This is a genomic window from Xanthomonas sp. Leaf148 (assembly GCF_001423585.1).
GTDB lineage: Bacteria > Pseudomonadota > Gammaproteobacteria > Xanthomonadales > Xanthomonadaceae > Xanthomonas.
In genome coordinates, this window is sequence record NZ_LMOP01000012.1 from 272,585 (window position 1) to 291,596 (window position 19,012).

Below are 19,012 nucleotides of genomic sequence, written 5' to 3' on the forward strand. Positions count from 1 at the left end.
TCCGCGATTCATCATGCGCATTCGACAAGCAAACGCGTCCGATCTCGCTTCGATGTGGAGCATCTTCAAGGCAGTTATTTCAGCGGGTGATGCACTGCCATTCGCTGCTGACTTCGATCTTTCCACGTTTCAGTCGCATTGGTTCGCATCGCAGAGGTCTTACGTCGCTGTCACTGATGCCGCTGTGTTGGGCATGTATAAGTTTGGGGCCAATTACCCCGGGCCTGGGTCTCATGTGGCTACTGCCACCTATCTGGTGGATCCGGAGGCACAAGGCAGGGGGGTTGGACGTGCGCTTGTCCAACACAGTCTGACGCAGGCAAAAGATGCCGGCTATTTAGCCATGCAATTCAACTATGTGGTGAGCAGCAACGCGCCAGCCGTGGAGCTCTACAAGAAGCTGGGGTTCGCCATCGTCGGCACTTTGCCACAGGCGTTTCGCCATCGCCGACTGGGGCTCGTGGATGTCTATGTCATGCACAGACCTCTGCACGCAGAGGATGCCTGAGGATTCGGCTAGCCAGCCTGTTGCGCAGATCGGTGTCATTCCACCTTCGGGTCACCTGCATATCGACGTTGCACACAGGGTAAGTTTGCACGATGCGTAGCGATGGCATCGAGAAGACAACTGGCTGTGGCGGAACTGCAGTTGCTTTCATCGAGGCGCCGCTCTCATGCGCTTGGCTCACAGACTCCGCAGTGCGCGGTTCAACGGTGTCGGCTCCTGCGGCGTGCCTCGCCAAATGCGTTCTGCCAGGCCGGCGTACGCCTGCGCGCTTCGTTACCTGCACCTTTGCGCCGAAGTCCAACAACAAGCATCCACTCCGACGCGAATGGACGGCGACCGCGAGCGCGTCGCCTGCTCCGTGACAGGCTAGCAAGACGATGCCGCGTCAGGCATGGTTAGCGCCTTGTGTCTGCGCGCCGCTCTATCACGCTTGCACTCGGCGCCCTGCGCTGCCACTCACACGTAATCGCCAAGGAACGCATGTTCTCCTTCTTCAAGAAAAAAACCACACCGTTGTTGATCGTTCGAGCAGATGGAAAAGAGTTGTGTTGCGTGACAGAACAAGATCTCCCTTGCGAAATGACGCCTTCAGTGCAGTTGAAGTCTGGCAGCGTGCTGGAATGTGTGGATTCGGCCGGAGACGTGCGCACGCATGAGCTCGGTAGTGCGTCTGGATGGTTCCATTTTTCCGTGCGCGTCCATGCCAATCTGGGATGCCAGGTGGATTGCGTCATTTCCGAGGACCAGCAGCTCGCTGCGGATGCGTTTGCGACCGGAAAGGCATCCGGGGTCAGGTTTCAGCCGTTCTTTTTGCCGGGCGCAGCCATCAGCAACTCCGCGCTTGCAGGCAAGGGGCTGTTTGCGCGCGGGCTGCACTATGGCGGTACGGTCACCAGTGGCAATGTGGTGCTGTCCTGTGTATGCGACCACTGCCGGCGTTCATTCCTGATCCGCTCCTATCACGCCGGATTTAGCAACGCGGGCTACTTCTACTCGGCATCTGGCGCGTACACCATGACGGTCGACAGCCATCTGCCTGGCAGCCCAGCGGCGCTGTCCGAGCCCGATGCTGAGGCACTTGCTGCGCTGGAAAGCGCATTGCCTCTGGCACCGGACGGGTCGAGCTATAGCTACCTCAACCCTTTCCGCTGCCCGCATTGCTCCATGGCATACATCGATTTCAGAGCGAACCCCGGCTTGCGGGAGAGCGAGTATTACGGAAATTATTTTAATGATTCAACATTGCTGCGCTACTTACCGGCGGATGCCTAGCATTCGCCCTTGATGCGCACAGGGCTGGATTGAATCCGTTAGCCGGACGCGATGCAATGATGCGCAGTGATGCGCGCGCACAGTGCATGCCATGCCGATATCCGCGCTATCTCGCAAGACCGACGCCTCCGACCGTCTTGCACCATGAAGTGGGCCGTGCTCTTGATTGACGCTGGACAACCCTCGCCTCCATCGGCTGTTCTACCGGCTAACAGGGTGGCGTCCTGCGTTACCATGCGGTCATGAACACTAAATTTCTTCTTGTTGCACTATTCCTGTGTACCTCTGCTTCTGCACAAGCTGTTTCGCCAACCACCACATGTGAGGTTGGCCAGCTTTTCAAAGCACTTGAGCAATCCAACTGCGAATTTTCCCGCAACGGGTCGTGGTATGCAGCGCCGAAAGCCAGCGAACACTTGCAGCGCAAGTACGAGTACTTGCAGAAAAAGGCATTGGTCACGTCTACCGAGTCTTTCATCGAACTCGCTGCGACCAAGAGCAGCATGTCGGGCAAGCCGTATCAGGTGCGTTGCGGGAACGCCGCGCCGGTATCGAGCCAATCATGGTTCATCGGCAAGCTACGGGAGTTACGTAAGCGACCCTCGAACAACGACGCCGCGTCCGGCTAAGAGCGGCTGACAAAAGCTAGCGAGCAGTTGTCAGGTGGGTGTGGACGGCGCTGAGGAACCGAAGTGTAGGCATTGTCCGTGCCGCACCGAGTACCGGCCGCGTCCCCCTGGCGGCTGTACGGTGGTTTTGTTAGTTGCTCTAAACCACCCGTCCGCGTTTGATCGACCGATCAACATGCAGTCGCAGGCCCAACGCGCTTGGGCGGTTCCAATCGCTCACGCAGCGTTGCCTGCGGGCTTGCGGCACAGGACCGCCTGTTTGACCCCTGCCCGGGGCCATGACGCGTCGATTGCCTGACACACCCACCGATGATGCGCTTTTCTAGCGAACGCTAGGTGACCGGTGGAGTACGGGCCTACGCTATCAACGCGCCTCCGCATCATGCATTGATGCTGCGCGCGCTCCGGTTGTGAGCGCTGCCGATGACGCGTTTCAGATCACGCCGGATGATCCGCGGTTGGCTACTGATGTGCCCGAGATGCAGGTCGAATGCTGCAGGTCTGGTGCATGCTCCCGATGCGCTTGATACCAAGCCGGATCGGTGACCGCAGAACGTCAGCGATGACTGGATCAACTCGACGGAAGGCGGACAGCATGAGTGTCCACCAGTCGGTCAAGCCGAATCGGCGTCGCGGCTCGGCCTTATTCAGACATTCGGCGACTCAGTAAAACGTAGCCCGGACTGAGATGATGATGGAGGATGAACTCCAGAAGTAATGTCCTCGCTTGATCAATCGATCCGGACAACGCGCGGACTGCTCGCTTCGCGATCTATCGCAGACAAGATAAGGATTGGATGCCTGACGCTGGTAAGCCATTCAACAACGCTGCCACCTGGGACCGGTTCGCTAAGGATCAGGCTGCTTTGAAGGAGAGGCTGCAGGTGGTTCGAGAACATGCTATTGAGTCCCTCGTTGGCTTCCCCAACAAGCGTCGACGCGAGTGATACAGCGGTCTAACAACGCATTCAAGCCGAGTCCGCTTCGGATATCTGCTTGGGGCGATTCAAGGGAGAGCGCACGGTGACGGACAAGAAGCGCAAGCCAGCACTGTCTGTTCAGTCCTTCATTGATGCACTCGACCATCCGCTCAAGCGCGAGATTGTTGCGATCAGGCAACTCTTGCTGAGTGCGGATCCGGCGATCTCGGAGGAGATCAAATGGAATGCACCCAGCTTTCGCACCACCGAGCACTTTGCCACCATGCATTTGCGCGCAACAACCGCGGTGCAGCTTATTTTTCATCTGGGCGCCAAACCCGGACGGAAGGTTCCAGCAGACGCTATCGCTGATCCGGAAGGGCTATTGACGTGGCACGGGACAGACCGCGCCTCCCTCAGTTTTACCGGGGCCGCGGATCTGGCCCTCAAGCATGACGCATTGCTTGCGATCATTCAGCAATGGATCACGCATGTTTAGAGCGGCGAACAAAAGGACTGTGCAGCCGCCAGACGCGCGCGGCCAGTGCTTGGAATCGGCATGTGCTACTCGCACATTGACGACTGCTCGCTACGTTTTTTTAGACACTCTTGATTCAGACATTCATCGATGATGACGCGCATGTGGGCATGCCCCAACTGCAATCGCCAGTTCACTCGAACGAATCAGCGCCACGCGTGCGGAACAGGCGATCGACGCGAGGTCTTGCGCGGCAGGCCAGCCGATCTGGTGGAGCTGTATACCGCGCTGGAGACGTTCATGACCGCGCTTGGAGCAGTGGAGTGTGTCACGCGGGAGCGGTATGTCCTCTTCCGCAGCTGCAAGGTTTTTGCGGACGCCACCATCATGACAGACGCGATCCGCCTTGCTGTCCACCTTGGGCGACGGGTGGACCACGCGATGTTCATTAAATCAGTGACAGATGGAAAGCAGGTGACTCAGATTGCGAAGCTCTACACACGTGCCGATCTTGAAGCCATCAAAACGTTTTTGCACGAGGCGTATGAGCACTCGATTGCTTCGCGCGCAGCTTAGAAATCCCGTGAAGCCAACCCACTCGCAAGTCTGCGTGACTGATCAGCGCTTGCTCGAGCCTGCTGCAGCCCGACACCGACGACGGTGCCGGGCTTGATCGTTCGCATCAGGCCGCACGTTTGGCGCAGTCATCGAATGCGTCGGCAACAAACGTACTCACCGCATCTTCCAGCTGCGCGGCGTGATCGCCCATCGCGCGTGCGGCAGCACTGGCGTCCTGCATGCGGGTAACGCCGTCGCGCATGTCGGTATCCACGTTGTTGAGGGTGTGATGCACCTGCGCAATGCTGCCGGCTTCCTGTTGCGAGGCGATGGCAATCTTGCTGAGCGTGCTGCTGACCTGGCCGATGGTGGCCACAATGTGCTGCATGCCTTCGCCAGCGTGGCGCACCTGCTGCACGCCTGCCTGCATGTGCGTGACCGACTCGCCGATCAGCGTCTTGATCTGGCTGGCGGCGGTGGACGAGCGTAGCGCCAGCGCGCGCACTTCGCTGGCGACCACTGCAAAACCGCGACCTTCGTCGCCAGCGCGCGCGGCTTCGACCGCAGCGTTCAAGGCAAGAATATTGGTCTGGAACGCAAGGCCGTCGATCACCGAGATGATGTCCTGGATGCGGCGCGATGCTTGCTCCATCTGCTGCATGGTGCCCATCGCCTGTTGCATGGTGTCGCCGCCACTGCGTGCGGCCTCCGAAGCAGCGGCAGTGAGTTTGTCCGCATCCGCTGCCTGGGCGGTGTGTTGCTGCATGGTGCCGAGCACCGCCTGCATCTGGGCAGCGGTGTGGCCCAACGTGGCCGACTGGCGCTGCACTTGCTGCTCCAATGCATCGTTGCGGGTGAGGATGTGGCCGGCCGCATGATTGATCGCGCTGCTTGAGCTGCGGATCTGCGCAATGATGCGGGCCAGTTCATCGGCGGTGGCATTGGCATCGCGCTTCATCTGCTCGAACACGCCTTCGCACGGGCGATCGATGCGTTGCGACAGATCGCCGCGCGACATCGCCCCCAGCATCTGGCGCATGTCCTGCAGGCTGTCGTCGGTGATGGCGAGGAAGCGGTTGACGCCGTCGGCCAGCTGGCCGAGCGTGCCGCCGTTGGCATGCCCGTGCAGACGCGCGCCCAGTTCGCCGCGCGTGGCCTGTGCGATGACGGTTGCCAGCTGCTCTTCCAGCATCAGGTCCTGGGTGCGATCCTGCCACTCCACCACCACGCCCAGCGAACTGCCGTCATGATCGTGCACCGGCGTGATGTTTTCCTGCAGCTGCAGCGCGGCCAGTGCGCGTGTTCTGCTGGTGCCGGTGGCATGCCCCAGCTGCACTGCATCGGCCAACGCGGTCTCCAGCACATCGGCATCGACGTGCGTGCTCAGTTGCTGGAACGACTGATTGCGGTAGATGGCAGCGCCCTGCCCGTCGACGATGGCCACTGCCATCGCCGAGGCGTCCAATGCCAGACGGATGCGGCGGTTTTCCAGCAGTAACTGCTGTTGCTGCGCGATGCGTTCTTCCACCTGCACGCTCATCCGCACCAGCGCTTGCGCCAGCGATCCGCTACGGAATGTCTGCTGCATGATCGCCGGCGGCAAGGTGGCACCGGTCGCCAGGGTGTCGGCCAGCTCCGCCAATGCATCGGCTTCGTGATCCAACGCATCGACCTGACGCCGCAGTTGGATAGCCATCACGCAGACGAAAGCGGTTTCCACGATCACGTAGCCAGCGTGCAACAGCACGATGCCGAAGCCGCTGCCGACAGTGAAGGCCTGCACCGGCATCCCGCGCGATTGCAGCCAGTAAAACGCCAGATGGTGCACGGCGATGGCGCCGGCGGCGACCACCACCGGTAGCCAGTCGCGGTAATACAGCAACAACGCCAGGATCACGAACACGCCGAAGTGCATTTCCACCAGACCATGCGCTTGCTGGATGGTGGCGGCGACCAGAGCCATCAGCACCAGCGCGTTGGTAATCCGGGTCAGGCGCGTGCCGGGGTTTGCATGCACCTGCCAGGCCATCAGCAGCAGGCTGGGCAGCGTGACGGCGAGGAAGGTGGTCCATTGGCCCTGGCTCCAGGCCAGGACCAGCGAGCCGGCACTCTGCAGCACCGCCAACCACAGGAACAGCCGGTCGGCCTTGATGGCCAGACGCGTGGCGTAGTTGGAGGTCGGCGGCGCCGATGCGGACAGTTCCATCATGACAGCGACTCCACGGCACACGGACAAGGTGACACCACTGCGGCACTTGCCGCGCGGTTTAGAACTTCAGGCAGCCAACGCGACCACGCCGCCGCACCCGCAGTGCCGCACACCGCGCCACCGTCTGCAGGGCCGGCATAGCGCGGCTGACCATCGGCGCCGAGCAGCCACACGGCGTAACCGCTGCCCTGCAGTGCCGGGCTGTCGAGCAGCCGCACCTGGCCTCCGTGGGCGCGCACGGCGGCGCTGAGCACGGCCCAGGCGCGATCCGATGCGAGATTGGTGCAGGCGCAGGCGCCGACGACGCCGATCAACATTGGCGCTGGCTGGGCGGCCGGCAGGCTCGCCTGGACTAGTGCCCAGGCACTGCCCAGATCACCGGCTTGCGCGCGCGGAGTTGTCCAGGCCACGGCAATCCAGCCGCACCACAGTGCAAGTAGGGCGATGCCCAGGGTACGTCGCGATGCACAAGACAGGCTGCCGAGCACAGGCATAGAGGAGTGGCTTCGCGAGATAAGGTGAGCCCTTATCGGACGCACCTGCGTGCGCTTGAGCCAGCTTGCGATTGAAATTTGCGATGGGTGCGATAGGCGGGCGCTTGGCCGTTGCGCTGTAAGCGTTTGCCATCGAATCTGCCCATCTCGGGGCGATCAGGCATTTAGCTGAAACGCGATTTTGTGAGCACGCGCTCACACTATTGCAGCTGCCCGCAGCAGGTCGTCAACGCCGCCGAGACGGGCGAGGTGGCATCGCCACGCCTCCGCGATTTGCCGGATCACTCCAGCTCGGCGGCCGTAAGCGCATCGGCGCAACACCGCAGACCGCCTGCCGTGCGCCCCCGGACGTCAGCGGTGGCAACACGGCGGGCAATCGGAACAGCCGGCGGACTACCTATGCCAACCGCACGGCCACGCACGTGGCGACGACCATCGGTTTCCACGCCACGGACACCGCCCCGGGCGTCAGCGCGGGTCAGCCCGCTTATGCATGCGCCATCGCTTCGTCGGCATCCAACGCGACATGCGGCTGCTGCGCGCGATCAAAGCGCTCGCGTGCGGCGCGGATGCCGGCATGGTTTTCGCCTGCCCAGTTGAGCAGTTGCGAGACCGGGCCGAGCAGGGCGACGCCGAGCTTGGACAGTGCGTATTCCACGCTGGGCGGCTTGGTGGCGTAGACCTTGCGGGTGATCATGCCGTTGCGCTCGAGGTTGCGCAGGGTCTGGGTCAGCATCCGCTTGGAGATGTCCGGCACGGCGCGCTGGATGGCGCTGAAGCGGGACGGTCCGGGGATCAGCGTCAACAGGATCAGCAAGGTCCACTTGTCGCCGATCTGATCGAGCACATCGCGCACGGGGCACTTGGTGGCATCGAAGGGGCCTTCCAGGGACGGCGGCGGTGGGAACAAGGCAATCGCATTCACGGGGGTATCTCACAGTAACCAGGGGGAGTAAAACTGCCTCCTTGCGAAGGACCGGGCGGTCCTGACAATAGGCTCGCTGACCACAAGGTCTAGATACTAGACCAAACCTCTTCTCTAAACCTATTGGAGCTCCACATGGCACATGCCTCCCCCCTGATTCTTGTTACCGGCGCCAGCGGACAGCTAGGTGCACTGGTCGTCGACGCGCTTCTGGAACATGTGCCTGCCAGCCGCATCGTAGCAACGGCCCGTGATACTGCGTCACTTGCCGAGTTCGCAAAACGCGACATCACGGTGCGTCAGGCCGACTACGCCGACCCGCACAGCCTGGACCTGGCCTTTGCGGGCGTCGGCCGGGTGCTGCTGGTGTCGTCCAACGCGGTGGGCGCACGCGTGGAGCAGCACCGCAATGTGATCGACGCGGCCAAGCGCGCCGGGGTGGAGTTGCTCGCCTACACCAGCATCCTGCGTGCCGACACCAGCACGCTGTCGCTGGCCGAAGAACATGTGGTCACCGAGGCGCTGCTGCGCGAGAGCGGCGTGCCGCACGTGCTGCTGCGCAACGGCTGGTACACCGAGAACTACACCGGCTCGATCGCGGCCGAAGTGGCGCACGGCGGGGCAATGGGCAGCTCGGGCGAGGGCAAGCTCAGCACCGCCACACGTGCCGACTATGCGGCGGCCGCCGCGGCGGTCCTGGCATCGGATGCGCCGCAGGCCGGGCAGGTCTATGAGCTGGCCGGCGATACCGCCTTCACGATGGCCGAGTACGCAGCCGAGCTGTCGCAGCTGGCGGGCAAGCCGGTGGTGTACCACGACCTCCCGGAAGCCGACTACGCCGCGGCGCTGGTGCAGGTGGGCGTGCCGGCCGGCTTTGCGCAGGTGCTGGCGCAGTGCTCGGCGTCCTCGCGCGGCGGCAGCCTGTTCGACGACAGCCACACCCTGAGTCGTTTGATCGGCCGCCCCACCACGCCATGGCGCGACACCGTGGCGGCGGCGCTGGCGGCGGCACAGCCGGCAGCCTGAGCCAAGGAGCCCGGCCGGCCGCGAGACGCAGCGATGCGTGTGGCGGCCGGTGAAGACAAGCAACGCCATGCCCGTCGGGTGTGGCGTTTTTTTTGACCTGTGCCAGTGCGCTGCGGATGACGCGCTCGGTGAGGGGCGGGTTGGGCACGGCAGTAGCGCTGGCTGAGCGTGGCGTCGCTTTGCAGATGTCTCTCGCGAATTAGACCCTGCATTTTTCAGCGCTGCGATCGGCCGCTTGGTCATCCGCAATCGGGCCTCTGGGCGCGGCGCGGTCGCCTGGCGCCAGCGGATTCCTGCGTGAGGGGCGACCGTAACGCGGCCCAGCGATTCTGGCGACTTAGAGCGGTTAACAAAACGACGTCACGCCAGTCTACTGCTGGCGGGCTGATCTGCTGCCTGGCTGCAGGGCCCTTGCCCGCCCACCATCGCAGGACACCCAGCAAGGACGTCCTTGTAAGCGCTTACGCAGCATCCATGCCGCACAAGGTCCCGCGACGGCGGGCAGGCAAGGACCTGTGGAGAGTGTCGGTGCGCATGGCTTTCAACAAAACAGCCATCACACTGTCTGGCGCGGTGTCCTCGCCGATTGCGGGACCGTTGGCGGCACGGATGCCGCCACCGAGCCCCCAGGGACGGGTTCACGGCGTGTCCCGCGAGCGGTGAGGGCACCGCGCATTCGACCCTGCACTCACTGACAGTCGCTCGCTCGGTTTTATTAGCCGCTGTCACTGGCGAGGTGCCACCAACCCCGCTCGAAGAGCGCATTCCTCAATCTGGCCGACTGCTCGACTGCTCGACCGTTCGACCGTTCGACTGTTCGGCTGTTCGACCGTCACGGTCAACGTGCGTGCCAAGCGTATCGCTGCACGCAGCGCCTGCTCAGGCGGGTGGGCCACGCAAGGATCAGTGCAGACGTTACGGCCGCCAGGACTCCCGCCATAGCAGGGCCGCCACCGCTTCTCGACACAGCTCGCGTCGCCGGACTGACATCTACCGGACACGCGGTTGACACAGTCGCCAGTCGGATAACGGCCCGGATGTCACCAAACTGACATCAAACCTAAATATAACTGCACCCCATCGCTGCTACGGCAGCAGTGCGGAGCGCCATGACGGTGCCCGGCGTCCGGCCGCACGCGCCCTATGCGAGGGCGCTTCGACTGGCCACGCCACCGCCGCCCAGTTTCCCTTGCCGAGCCGGATCCATGAAAAAACGCAATCTCGCCACCGTCCTGTGCGCCCTCAGCGCGACCGCCAGCGGCAGCACGCTGGCCGCCGAGCTGGAGTTGTACGTCGACCGCAAGACCAAGCAGATCTTTGCCGAGCCGGCACCCGGGCGCGACAAGCTGGGCACCTTTGTGCAGGTGGACGAAAACGGCAAGCTGCCCGCCTCGGCGATGCCTGCCGCGCCGGCACAGACGCTGCCTCCGGCACCTGGCGCAACCGTGCCGGCCGACACTGCCATCGCACAGGCCGCCCCTGCACCGGCGCCAGCCGCCGCACCGGCCAAGGCCGGCGATGTCGGCAAGAAGTGGTACGACAAGCTGAGCCTGCGTGGCTACACCCAGATCCGCTACAACCAGGGTATTGGCGGCGATGCGCAGGACCTGCGCGCGCCGGGCGATCGCTTCATCGGCAACGACCAGAGCCTGGGCATCCGGCGTGCGCGCCTGGTGCTGAGCGGCGATCTCAACGAGCACGTGTCGCTGTATTTCCAGCCGGATTTCGCCAGTACTCCGACTGGTTCGACCACCTCCAACTTTGCGCAGCTGCGCGATGCGTACGCCGATATCTTCTTCGACAAGAAGCGCGAGTACCGCGTGCGTGTGGGTCAGTCGAAGATGCCGTACGGCTGGGAAAACCTGCAGTCCAGCCAGAACCGCCTCACCCTGGATCGCGCCGACGCGCTCAACTCCGGCCTGCGCGACGAACGCGATATCGGTGCGGTGTTTTATTACAGCCCCACCGTGGCCAAGGGCCGCTTCCAGGACCTGGTCAAATCCGGTCTGAAGGGCTCGGGCGATTACGGCGTGCTGGGCGCGGGCGTGTACAACGGTCAGGGCGCCAACCGCGCCGAACGTAACGACGGCATGCATGCGGTGGTGCACGCCACCTACCCGTTCAAATTCGCCAACGGCCAGTATCTGGAAGTGGGCGCCGATGCCTACAGCGGGCGCTTCGTGCCGACGGCGGCAGCGGTGAACATCGGCGGCCGCAGCTTCACCCCGGCCATCACCAACCCCAACGGCTATACCGACCAGCGCGTTGCTGCGCACGTCATCTACTACCCGCAGCCGTTCGGCTTGCAGGCCGAGTGGACGGTGGGCCGCGGCCCGGAGCTGGATGTGGCGCAGCGCCGCATCCGCACCCGCTCGCTGAGCGGCGGGTATGTGCAGGCGATGTTCAAGCACGACTTCAACTACGGCACCTTGCTGCCGTACCTGAAATGGCAGACCTACCGCGGCGGCTCCAAGTTCGACACCAATGCGCCGCGCATGCGCCTGGACGAAGTGGAAGCCGGCGTCGAATGGCAGCCGATGGACGCGCTGGAACTGGTGTTTGCGTATTCGAAGATGAAGCGCACCGACGTCACCACGGCGCCGTATCCGGTGGTGGAAGGCGATCTGCTGCGCTTGCAGTTGCAGGTCAACTACTGAGTCACGCCATTCGCGGCCACGCCGCGCGCACCACCGCAGCAGTGGGCGTGATGCAACGCTGCGGTGCTACGACTGCAAACGCCCCGCCCTGTGCGGGGCGTTTGCATGACGACGCTGCGTGTTGTGGTGCAGATGTGCTGGTACGCCCCTGCAATGCGATGCCTGCACAACGTTGAGGGCAGTGGCGGTTGTTGCACGTCAAGACATCGCGCTGCGCGACTCATCGCGCGGCAGCGACATGTCGATGACACGGTGTAAGCACTGCACTACCTTGCAGTTGTCCGTGCGTGCCAGGCTGGTGCAAGCGCGGATCGTGCGCCATTGCATGCGCTGCGATGCCGGGTCGTCCAGCATCGCAGCGTGACTGTCTGCCACTGAGGTGCACATCGCAACGCACGCGCGTCCTGCCGCCTGGCTACTTACCAACGCTTACGCTGCTTCGCGGTCGAATGCCTCACGCGCTTGCTCGATCGCGTGCTGGTTATCCAGCGTCCAGGCGCACAGCAATTGGATTGGCTCTTTCAGACGCAGGCCGAGCGGGGTGATGCGGTACTCCACCGCAATCGGCGAGCGCACGATGACCGTGCGCACGATGATGCCGTTGCGCTCCAGCCGACGCAGGCACTGGGTCAAGGCTTTTTGCGAAACGCCTTCGAGATTGCGCTTGATCGCGTTGAAACGCAGCGGCGTTACCAGCAGGCAGGCCAGCACCATCACCGACCATTTGTCTGCCAGTTGCTCCAACGTCTCACGGCCTGGGCAATCGAATTTGAAAGCGGGTTGCAGCATCGCTGTGTTCATTGCAAGTGTCTCGTGGGATACCTGGTGGATAAGTGGTGCCTGATTGACATCAGGTTTATAGAATATACCTTGTGATGCATCCCGCGACGACCGGCTGCACAGCCTCTCCCCGGGACAACATCTCCTGCCGGCACTCTGGTTGCGGCAGGCGTCTCCGGCCATTCGGCCCCCTGACCCAGCGAGCATGCATCATGAAGGCAGTACGGTTTCACCAGCACGGCGGCACCGACGTGCTGGTCTATGAAGAAGTTCCGCAGCCGCAGCCCGGCAATGGCGAAGTGCTGATCAAGATCGAAGCGGTCGGCCTGAACTTTGCCGACGTCATGCGTCGGCGCGGCGATTACATCGAGGCATCGCCACTGCCGTACACCCTCGGGATCGAGGTGGCCGGTACGATCGCCGCGCTCGGCGAAGGCGTCACCGGGCTGGAGGTGGGCATGGCCGTGCTGGCCACGCCGGGCGTGGGTGGCTATGCGCAATACATCGCCTTCCCCGCCGCGTTGGTGGTGCCGTTGCCGCCGGGCGTGAGCGCGGTGCAGGCCGCCGCAGTGGTCGCGCACGGGCTCACTGCCGGTATCGCGTTGCGGCAAGCCGCGCGACTGGCACCGGGCGAGACGATATTGATCGAAGCGGCGGCCGGCGGTGTGGGTTCGTTCGCGGTGCAACTGGCCAAACTCTATGGCGCCGGCAAGGTGATCGCTGCGGCCAGCTCGCCGGAAAAACGCGCGCTGGCCGAACGCCTGGGCGCAGATGCCTCAGTGGACTACACCGCACCCGGCTGGTCCGAGCAGGTGCTGGCACTGACCGATGGACGCGGCGTGGATGTGCTCCTGGAAAGTGCCGGCGGCGACAGTGTGGGCGAAGGCCTGGCGGCATTGGCACCGTTCGGTCGCATGGTGTTTCTGGGCCAGTCCAGCGGCAAAACTGCATTGATCGACCCCTGGCAGCTCACGCTGAAGAACCACACGCTGACCAGCTTCTACATCGGCGGCTACCAGGCCCAGCCCGGACTGCTGCAGGAGGTGCTGGGCGAGATCATGGGCTTCATCATGACCGGCAAGCTGGCCCCGCAAATCGGCACGGTGTTGCCGCTGTCGCAGGCCGCGCAGGCGCACCAATTGCTGGAAAGTCGCCAGACCACCGGCAAGGTAGTGCTGGAGCCCTGGGCCGAGTAAGCGCGACAGACAAAACGACCGCCCCGGCAATCGGGCGCGGTCGGCGTCGGCGTCGGCTAGGTCCATGCACCGGGTTGCGTGGTGAGGCCGCAACCGGCCTTCAAACCCATCGCGAGATTGGATGGATTTGAAGGCATGCACGGCATCACTGCTGGTCACACCACACGACACCCGCAGCGGCCATCGAATCAGCGGTCACTGCGGGTGTTGCACGTTGCGCGTTTCAAAATGCACGTCTACATGCCGCACCGCGCGATGGCGCTGCGGCCAGTGCTGGATCATTGCACTGCGGCCGGGCCCTACCGGGCGCACTTGGCATCAGCGCCAGCACCTCGTGCGGTTTGCCCCCCAAGACGCGGGTAACGACACCCTGCAGCACGCCACAAGGACGCATGCATAGATCGGTTGGCAAGCCACCGACATGCGCACGCGTTGGCGTACGACGCATCGCGTTTCTGGTGGTTTCTATCTTCCGTAACGGAAAAAACCACTGGCCTGCAGATGTGGCTGCATCAGCGCTGTATCAGGCGAAGACTGCGCATGGTGGGGACTAACAATGCATGCAAGCAGACGCAACCAAGAGCAGCAAACAAAAGGACTGTGCTCACCGCCAGGTGGGCGCGGCCGATGCTCGGTGCGGCGTGTACCACGCGTACACTCCGGTTCCTGAGCGCGCCGTCCACACCCACTTGACGACTGCTCGCTATGTTCTATTAGCCGCTCTTAGCGGGTCGAGTGAATTCGAATGTTCTGCTGCCCTCAGACATGTGACAGGTGAAATCATGAGCAAGGTATTCGTCAGCATCGGCCTTAGCCTTGATGGCTACATGGCGCCGGAAGGGATGACCATGGACGACCCCGAGCACAAGAACTGGGGGGCCAAGTGGGGCGCGATGATGGGGTGGCTGATCACAACGCAGTATTTCCGCGAGAACGTGCTCAAACTCGCATCGGGTGGTGACACCGGCCCGGTCAACGACCTGGTCCGCAGCACCTTCGCGCGTATCGGCGCCAACATCATGGGCAAGCGGATGTTCGACCAAGGCGAGGTTGCCTGGCCAGAGGAGGCTCCGTTCCACACACCGGTCTACGTGCTGACCCACGAGAAACGCGAGCCCTGGGTGCGCCCCGGCGGAACGACCTTCCACTTCATCAACGACGGGCCGGAACATGCGCTGGAACTGGCTCGCGAATCGGCTGGCAGCCGTGATATTCGGATTGCCGGTGGAGCGGATCTGATCCAGCAGTATCTGAGCTTGGGCGTTGTCGACGAGCTGGAGATTGCGTTGGCACCGGTCTTATTCGGCGGCGGACGACGTCTGTTCGAACACCTTGGCGAGCCCGCGACACAATTTCGTATCGACAAGGTTGTTAATGGGCCTGCGGCCACGCACCTGCGCTATGTGCGGCAGTGAGCTGAGGCCTACTCATCCATCAGGCAGCAGGCCAACGCGCGCCTTATGCCAAACATTCGACCTGCAGGAGTACGTTCATGGGTTGCTGGGGCATCGGTTCTTTTGACAACGACACTGCTGCGGATTGGGTATGCGACCTCACCGAGGGCGGCGACTTGTCGCTCGTTCGCGAGGCAATTGCAGCAGTCCTTGCCACCGATAGCGATGTGGATTCGACGGATGCAACCACTGCGCTGGCGGCCATTGAGGTGATCGTTGCGGCCTTGGGACGCCCCACCGCTGAGGCCCTGGATGAGCCGGATGTCGTGGAATGGATCGACAGGGTAAAGCCGCTACCCGACGCTCAATTGACCAGCGACGCTGCGCAGGCGATTGATCGCATTCTTGGACCAACCTCGGAGTTGCGCGAGCTGTGGGAGGACACCGATGACTTCAACGAGTGGCAAGCGGAAGTGCGTGGTTTACGATCACGGCTGCAGATCTGACGATTTATTCAATCCGATGCCGCCTCACAGCGCGGCTTCATTCATTCTCTAAGCCGCCATGCGATATCTTCCCATCCGTGATATTGCAGCGACGTTTCGTCGAGGCAAGTCCGTTGAGCAGTTCCTTGGATGCAGTCCTCTGCATCCGGACTACATTCGCCATATCGAGTTGCGACCCGTTGATGGATCGGTGCAGATTTGGGTGTATGACGTCCAGGACATCGGCAGTGAGCAATACACCGATCTGTATGACTTCCCATATCTGGCGCCAGAGGATCTTGATGCTGCGGCAGCCACGTTCCAGGCTCCCAACGCAGCTATTGCATATGCAGAGACATCACTGGCGACCCATCCACACCGCTGGGTCAACCTGGGCGTTGCCGAGTCCGAGTACCTTGATTACATCCGGGCGGGTAGGCCGGCGGTTTGGCCGGAAATGGCATAAGAATTCATTCAAGCCGAAGCTGCTTGGCGAATCCACCGGGTTCACCGGCTAGACACGCACATAGCGCAGACGCAAACGGGGTGGGCACCCTGCCCACCCCGTTATCGTTTTCGAAGCACGACCTTTTCGCTGTTACCGATAAGGCAACACCACGCGATCGCCGCTGCTACAGCGTGACCACGACCTTGCCTTTGACGCGGCCGCTGTCCACCTGCGCGAGCGCTTCTTGCGCACGTGCGAGCGGATACACCGTATCGATCACCGGGCGCAGCACGCCGCTGTCGAGCAAACCCGCCAACGTGCGCAGCTGCGGACCATCGCCGCGCATGAACAGGAAGGTGTACGACACCTGCCGCTGCCTGGCCTCCGCGCGCACCTTGCGGCTGAGCAGGCGCATAACCAGCCTGAGAGGAAACGCCAGGCCAAGTTGCTGCGCGAATGCCGGCGTCGGCGGGCCGGTCAGCGAAATCAATACACCGCCGGGCTTGAGCAGTTGCAGCGACTTGAGCAGCGTCGGCGTATCCAGGCTGTGCAGCACCACATCGTAATCGCGCACCAGCGCCTGGAAGTCCTGCCGCTTGTAGTCGATCACCAGATCGGCACCCAACGATTTGACCAGCTCCACATTGGCAGTGCTGGTGGTGGCAGCCACGTACGCACCCAGATGCTTGGCCAGCTGGATCGCGATGGTACCCACACCGCCGGAGCCGGCATGGATCAACACCTTCTGACCAGGTTTGAGCGCGGCGGTTTCCACCAGCGCCTGCCAGGCGGTCAGGCCGACCAGCGGAAACGATGCGGCCTGCTCCATGCTCAGGCTGGCCGGCTTGTGCGCGACCACCGCTGCATCGATCGCCACGAACTCGGCCAAGGTACCGATGCGGCCGGGTTCGATCTTGGCGAACACCGCATCGCCAACCGCGAAGTCGCGCACTGCGGTGCCGACCTGCGTCACCACGCCGGCCACATCGTTACCCAGCACGAAGGGCGTCTTGAACGGCAGCAGCATCTTGAATTCGCCATCGCGCACCTTGGCATCCAGCGGGTTCAGGCTGGCGGCGCTGACCTTGATCAACACATCGTTGGGGCGCAGCTGCGGCATCGGCATCTCGCCGATGCGCACCGGGCCATGTTTCTTGTACTGATCGACAATGACGGCTTTCATGCGTGTTCCCCACAGGCGCGTGCCCACATCTTGGCATCGGTGCGATCAATCGTGTGCATCATGCGCGTGCTCCGGCAGCAGCCGAGCCGCTGGCGCGCGCTGGCGATGCAACCTGATCCAGCTTGAGTTCCTTGCGCAGCGCATTGCCGAGCATGCGGTTGGGCAACAGGCGACGCAGCAGGCTCATCTGCTTGGCCACCTTGCCGGCGGTGTAGCGCACCTTCGGTTGCGGATCCTGCGCTGCCTTGAGCACCACCTCGGCCACCACGCTGGGCGCATCGGCCTTTTGCATCACCTGTGCGACGTGTGCGGCCAAATGCGCGCGCATGTCCCGATAGATCTCCAACGGAGCATCCGGTTGCAGCGCATTGGCGTCGAACGGCGTCCTGGTGTAGGCCGGCTCGATCACCGACACCCGGATGCCCCAATCGCGCAATTCGTGATCCAGCGATTCGCTGTAACCCTCGACGGCATGCTTGCTGGCCACATACATCGCCGTATACGGAATCGGCACCAGCCCCAGCACCGAGCCGATATTGAGGATGCGCCCGCTGCCTTGCTTGCGCATCTGGCCGATCACCGCATTGCTCATACGCACGGTGCCGAAGAAGTTGGTGTCGAACACCGACTGCGCCTGCGCGATGGAGCTCTCCTCTGCCGCGGCCGGTGCAACGCTGAAGCCGGCATTGTTGACCAACAGGTCCAGGCGGCCTTCCTTGCGCAGCAAGGTATCGATGGCGGTGGCCACCGACTCGTCGTTGGTGACATCCAGCGACAGCATCTGCACGCCGGGCGTGCTGGAGCGGCCACCGCGGCGGCTGGTGCCATAGACGGTGTAGCCGGCCTTGGCCAGGTGGGCGGCGGTGGCTTCGCCGATACCGGAGGAGGCTCCGGTGACGAGTGCGATCTTGCTGTTCATGGGTGTCTCTGTCTCGAGTGATGGGTGCCGGCAAGCCAATGAGGGGCTGCCGTCGCACGCGGTGGTGGTGGTGGAGAGCCGCGGCTGCGGCGGACTGCGATCTGTACGTCTAAAATATTACGAACATCATATTTTTGAACAACGATCAACCCGAGCGTTTTGCTCAGGCTGCGCCGAAGTGTTCGAGTGCCGCCTCACGCATCGCGGCCGACAATGCGGGGTCGTCCACGGCACGCGCCAGCATCAAGGTGCCGGCCATGGCGCAGACGGTCACCAGCGCACGCGCATGCGCCTGCGGCGTTCCCCAGTCCGGCGATTGGCGCGCGGCCAGGTCGATCATCTCCTTGATGCGACGCGTCGCCACCTGGCGCACCGCCGGTGCCTGACGCGGCATCTCCGAACCCAGCGCGGCGATTGGGCAGCCGGATTCGACGTTTTTGACGTGCCCATCGGACAGATACGCCCGCATCAGTGCCTGCGCCGCCTGCTCCGGCGGCACGGCGGCAGCGATCCGCGCAGAGTTGGCCACCGTCTGCGCGCCGGCATGGTCGGCAGCCTCGGCAAGCAGCGCATCGCGCGAAGAGAAATGCGCGTAGAAGCCGCCGTGGGTCAGGCCGGCCTCTTTCATGATGTCGGCCACGCCGGTGCCGTCGTAGCCGGTACGCCGGATCGCACGCGCAGCGACTTCGACGATGCGTGCATGGCTATCGGCCTTGCGGCCTGACGATGCGCGGGAGCGTGGCGAGGTGTTTTTCATGATGGTCATCATACATAAGATCGGTCGCGATGGAAGCCGCAACGGCGGCTGTCCGACGAGCGGTAGAACACGGGGCACTGCCCGCTTTCAGGATCGAACGGCACCGCGACTGCACGGACAAGGGAACGGGAGTGGCAGTCGCACGCTTCCATGGAGCGCTGGCCTGGCAGCACG

The 19,012-nt window shown here is 63.0% G+C and carries 18 protein-coding genes and 2 other RNA genes; 12 read left to right on the forward strand and 8 right to left on the reverse strand.

Annotation, left to right across the window (positions count from 1 at the left end):
- Window positions 1–13 precede the first annotated feature (13 nt).
- The 3 genes from ASF90_RS18275 (at window position 14) to ASF90_RS18285 (ending at window position 2,409) form a co-directional block, all read left to right on the forward strand.
- Window positions 14–508: an N-acetyltransferase gene (locus ASF90_RS18275; RefSeq protein WP_055853453.1), complete on the forward strand. Its 495-nt coding sequence runs from the start codon at window positions 14–16 to the stop codon at window positions 506–508.
- Between the two features lie 405 nt (window positions 509–913).
- A complete protein-coding gene (locus tag ASF90_RS18280) occupies window positions 914–1,780 on the forward strand; it encodes a hypothetical protein (RefSeq protein ID WP_236699307.1) in 867 nt (288 codons plus the stop codon).
- 242 nt (window positions 1,781–2,022) lie between these two features.
- Window positions 2,023–2,409, forward strand: coding sequence for a YfeK family protein (locus ASF90_RS18285; protein ID WP_055853457.1), 387 nt, complete (start codon window positions 2,023–2,025; stop codon window positions 2,407–2,409).
- 4 nt (window positions 2,410–2,413) lie between these two features.
- Here the strand turns inward: ASF90_RS18285 and ASF90_RS22900 are convergent.
- Window positions 2,414–2,482: non-coding RNA, sX9 sRNA (locus tag ASF90_RS22900), on the reverse strand.
- A gap of 950 nt (window positions 2,483–3,432) precedes the next feature.
- Between ASF90_RS22900 and ASF90_RS18290 the strand changes: the two genes are divergently transcribed.
- Complete coding sequence (locus ASF90_RS18290; protein WP_055853956.1) at window positions 3,433–3,828, forward strand: DUF1801 domain-containing protein; 396 nt, start codon at window positions 3,433–3,435, stop codon at window positions 3,826–3,828.
- A gap of 141 nt (window positions 3,829–3,969) precedes the next feature.
- Window positions 3,970–4,383, forward strand: coding sequence for a DUF5655 domain-containing protein (locus tag ASF90_RS23665; RefSeq protein ID WP_269079398.1), 414 nt, complete (start codon window positions 3,970–3,972; stop codon window positions 4,381–4,383).
- A gap of 106 nt (window positions 4,384–4,489) precedes the next feature.
- On the opposite strand, the gene ASF90_RS18300 is transcribed toward ASF90_RS23665, so the two are convergent.
- From ASF90_RS18300 to ASF90_RS18310, 3 genes are all read right to left on the reverse strand, one after another.
- Complete coding sequence (locus tag ASF90_RS18300; protein ID WP_236699308.1) at window positions 4,490–6,574, reverse strand: methyl-accepting chemotaxis protein; 2,085 nt, start codon at window positions 6,572–6,574, stop codon at window positions 4,490–4,492.
- A complete protein-coding gene (locus ASF90_RS18305; RefSeq protein ID WP_236699309.1) occupies window positions 6,571–6,984 on the reverse strand; it encodes a hypothetical protein in 414 nt (137 codons plus the stop codon). The genes ASF90_RS18300 and ASF90_RS18305 overlap by 4 nt, the downstream gene beginning before the upstream one ends.
- A 571-nt stretch (window positions 6,985–7,555) precedes the next feature.
- The gene (locus ASF90_RS18310) at window positions 7,556–7,993 is read right to left on the reverse strand and encodes a helix-turn-helix domain-containing protein (protein ID WP_055853463.1); all 438 of its coding nucleotides are present in this window, start codon (window positions 7,991–7,993) and stop codon (window positions 7,556–7,558) included.
- Window positions 7,994–8,128: 135 nt separating this feature from the next.
- Here ASF90_RS18310 and ASF90_RS18315 point away from each other — a divergent pair, with 135 nt between their 5' ends.
- Both ASF90_RS18315 and ASF90_RS18320 read left to right on the forward strand, forming a co-directional pair.
- On the forward strand, window positions 8,129–9,019 hold the full coding sequence (locus tag ASF90_RS18315) for an SDR family oxidoreductase (RefSeq protein ID WP_055853466.1): 891 nt from the start codon (window positions 8,129–8,131) through the stop codon (window positions 9,017–9,019).
- 1,205 nt (window positions 9,020–10,224) lie between these two features.
- Complete coding sequence (locus tag ASF90_RS18320; protein ID WP_055853468.1) at window positions 10,225–11,676, forward strand: OprO/OprP family phosphate-selective porin; 1,452 nt, start codon at window positions 10,225–10,227, stop codon at window positions 11,674–11,676.
- A 429-nt stretch (window positions 11,677–12,105) separates the two neighbouring features.
- On the opposite strand, the gene ASF90_RS18325 is transcribed toward ASF90_RS18320, so the two are convergent.
- A complete protein-coding gene (locus ASF90_RS18325; RefSeq protein WP_055853470.1) occupies window positions 12,106–12,477 on the reverse strand; it encodes a helix-turn-helix domain-containing protein in 372 nt (123 codons plus the stop codon).
- A 191-nt stretch (window positions 12,478–12,668) separates the two neighbouring features.
- On the opposite strand from ASF90_RS18325, the gene ASF90_RS18330 reads away from it, so the two are divergent.
- The 5 genes from ASF90_RS18330 (at window position 12,669) to ASF90_RS18345 (ending at window position 15,997) form a co-directional block, all read left to right on the forward strand.
- Window positions 12,669–13,652 carry a zinc-binding dehydrogenase gene (locus ASF90_RS18330; protein WP_055853472.1) on the forward strand — a complete coding sequence of 328 codons (984 nt, stop codon included), beginning with the start codon at window positions 12,669–12,671 and terminating at the stop codon, window positions 13,650–13,652.
- 641 nt (window positions 13,653–14,293) lie between these two features.
- Window positions 14,294–14,371, forward strand: a non-coding RNA gene (locus tag ASF90_RS22910) — sX9 sRNA.
- A 63-nt stretch (window positions 14,372–14,434) separates the two neighbouring features.
- A complete protein-coding gene (locus ASF90_RS18335; protein WP_055853474.1) occupies window positions 14,435–15,067 on the forward strand; it encodes a dihydrofolate reductase family protein in 633 nt (210 codons plus the stop codon).
- Window positions 15,068–15,144: 77 nt separating this feature from the next.
- Window positions 15,145–15,552 carry a DUF4259 domain-containing protein gene (locus ASF90_RS18340; RefSeq protein WP_055853477.1) on the forward strand — a complete coding sequence of 136 codons (408 nt, stop codon included), beginning with the start codon at window positions 15,145–15,147 and terminating at the stop codon, window positions 15,550–15,552.
- Window positions 15,553–15,610: 58 nt separating this feature from the next.
- The gene (locus ASF90_RS18345; RefSeq protein WP_055853479.1) at window positions 15,611–15,997 is read left to right on the forward strand and encodes a hypothetical protein; all 387 of its coding nucleotides are present in this window, start codon (window positions 15,611–15,613) and stop codon (window positions 15,995–15,997) included.
- Between the two features lie 166 nt (window positions 15,998–16,163).
- Here ASF90_RS18345 and ASF90_RS18350 read toward each other — a convergent pair whose 3' ends face one another.
- From ASF90_RS18350 to ASF90_RS18360, 3 genes are all read right to left on the reverse strand, one after another.
- Window positions 16,164–17,162, reverse strand: coding sequence for an NADP-dependent oxidoreductase (locus ASF90_RS18350; RefSeq protein ID WP_055853481.1), 999 nt, complete (start codon window positions 17,160–17,162; stop codon window positions 16,164–16,166).
- 58 nt (window positions 17,163–17,220) lie between these two features.
- Window positions 17,221–18,081, reverse strand: a complete 861-nt coding sequence (locus ASF90_RS18355; RefSeq protein ID WP_055853483.1) for an oxidoreductase — start codon at window positions 18,079–18,081, stop codon at window positions 17,221–17,223.
- A gap of 163 nt (window positions 18,082–18,244) precedes the next feature.
- Window positions 18,245–18,838 (reverse strand): TetR/AcrR family transcriptional regulator, encoded by a 594-nt coding sequence (locus ASF90_RS18360; RefSeq protein ID WP_236699310.1) that lies wholly within the window; start codon window positions 18,836–18,838, stop codon window positions 18,245–18,247.
- Window positions 18,839–19,012: the final 174 nt, after the last annotated feature.

Coding starts and splice junctions, on each gene's coding strand:
- ASF90_RS18320 (WP_055853468.1), top strand. CDS start 10,225: ATGAAAAAACGCAATCTCGCCACCGTCCTGTGCGCCCTCAGCGCGACC.
- ASF90_RS18325 (WP_055853470.1), bottom strand. CDS start 12,477: ATGAACACAGCGATGCTGCAACCCGCTTTCAAATTCGATTGCCCAGGC.
- ASF90_RS18350 (WP_055853481.1), bottom strand. CDS start 17,162: ATGAAAGCCGTCATTGTCGATCAGTACAAGAAACATGGCCCGGTGCGC.
- ASF90_RS18285 (WP_055853457.1), top strand. CDS start 2,023: ATGAACACTAAATTTCTTCTTGTTGCACTATTCCTGTGTACCTCTGCT.
- ASF90_RS18360 (WP_236699310.1), bottom strand. CDS start 18,838: ATGAAAAACACCTCGCCACGCTCCCGCGCATCGTCAGGCCGCAAGGCC.
- ASF90_RS18275 (WP_055853453.1), top strand. CDS start 14: ATGCGCATTCGACAAGCAAACGCGTCCGATCTCGCTTCGATGTGGAGC.
- ASF90_RS18355 (WP_055853483.1), bottom strand. CDS start 18,081: ATGAACAGCAAGATCGCACTCGTCACCGGAGCCTCCTCCGGTATCGGC.
- ASF90_RS18315 (WP_055853466.1), top strand. CDS start 8,129: ATGGCACATGCCTCCCCCCTGATTCTTGTTACCGGCGCCAGCGGACAG.
- ASF90_RS18340 (WP_055853477.1), top strand. CDS start 15,145: ATGGGTTGCTGGGGCATCGGTTCTTTTGACAACGACACTGCTGCGGAT.
- ASF90_RS23665 (WP_269079398.1), top strand. CDS start 3,970: ATGTGGGCATGCCCCAACTGCAATCGCCAGTTCACTCGAACGAATCAG.
- ASF90_RS18335 (WP_055853474.1), top strand. CDS start 14,435: ATGAGCAAGGTATTCGTCAGCATCGGCCTTAGCCTTGATGGCTACATG.
- ASF90_RS18330 (WP_055853472.1), top strand. CDS start 12,669: ATGAAGGCAGTACGGTTTCACCAGCACGGCGGCACCGACGTGCTGGTC.
- ASF90_RS18300 (WP_236699308.1), bottom strand. CDS start 6,574: ATGATGGAACTGTCCGCATCGGCGCCGCCGACCTCCAACTACGCCACG.
- ASF90_RS18345 (WP_055853479.1), top strand. CDS start 15,611: ATGCGATATCTTCCCATCCGTGATATTGCAGCGACGTTTCGTCGAGGC.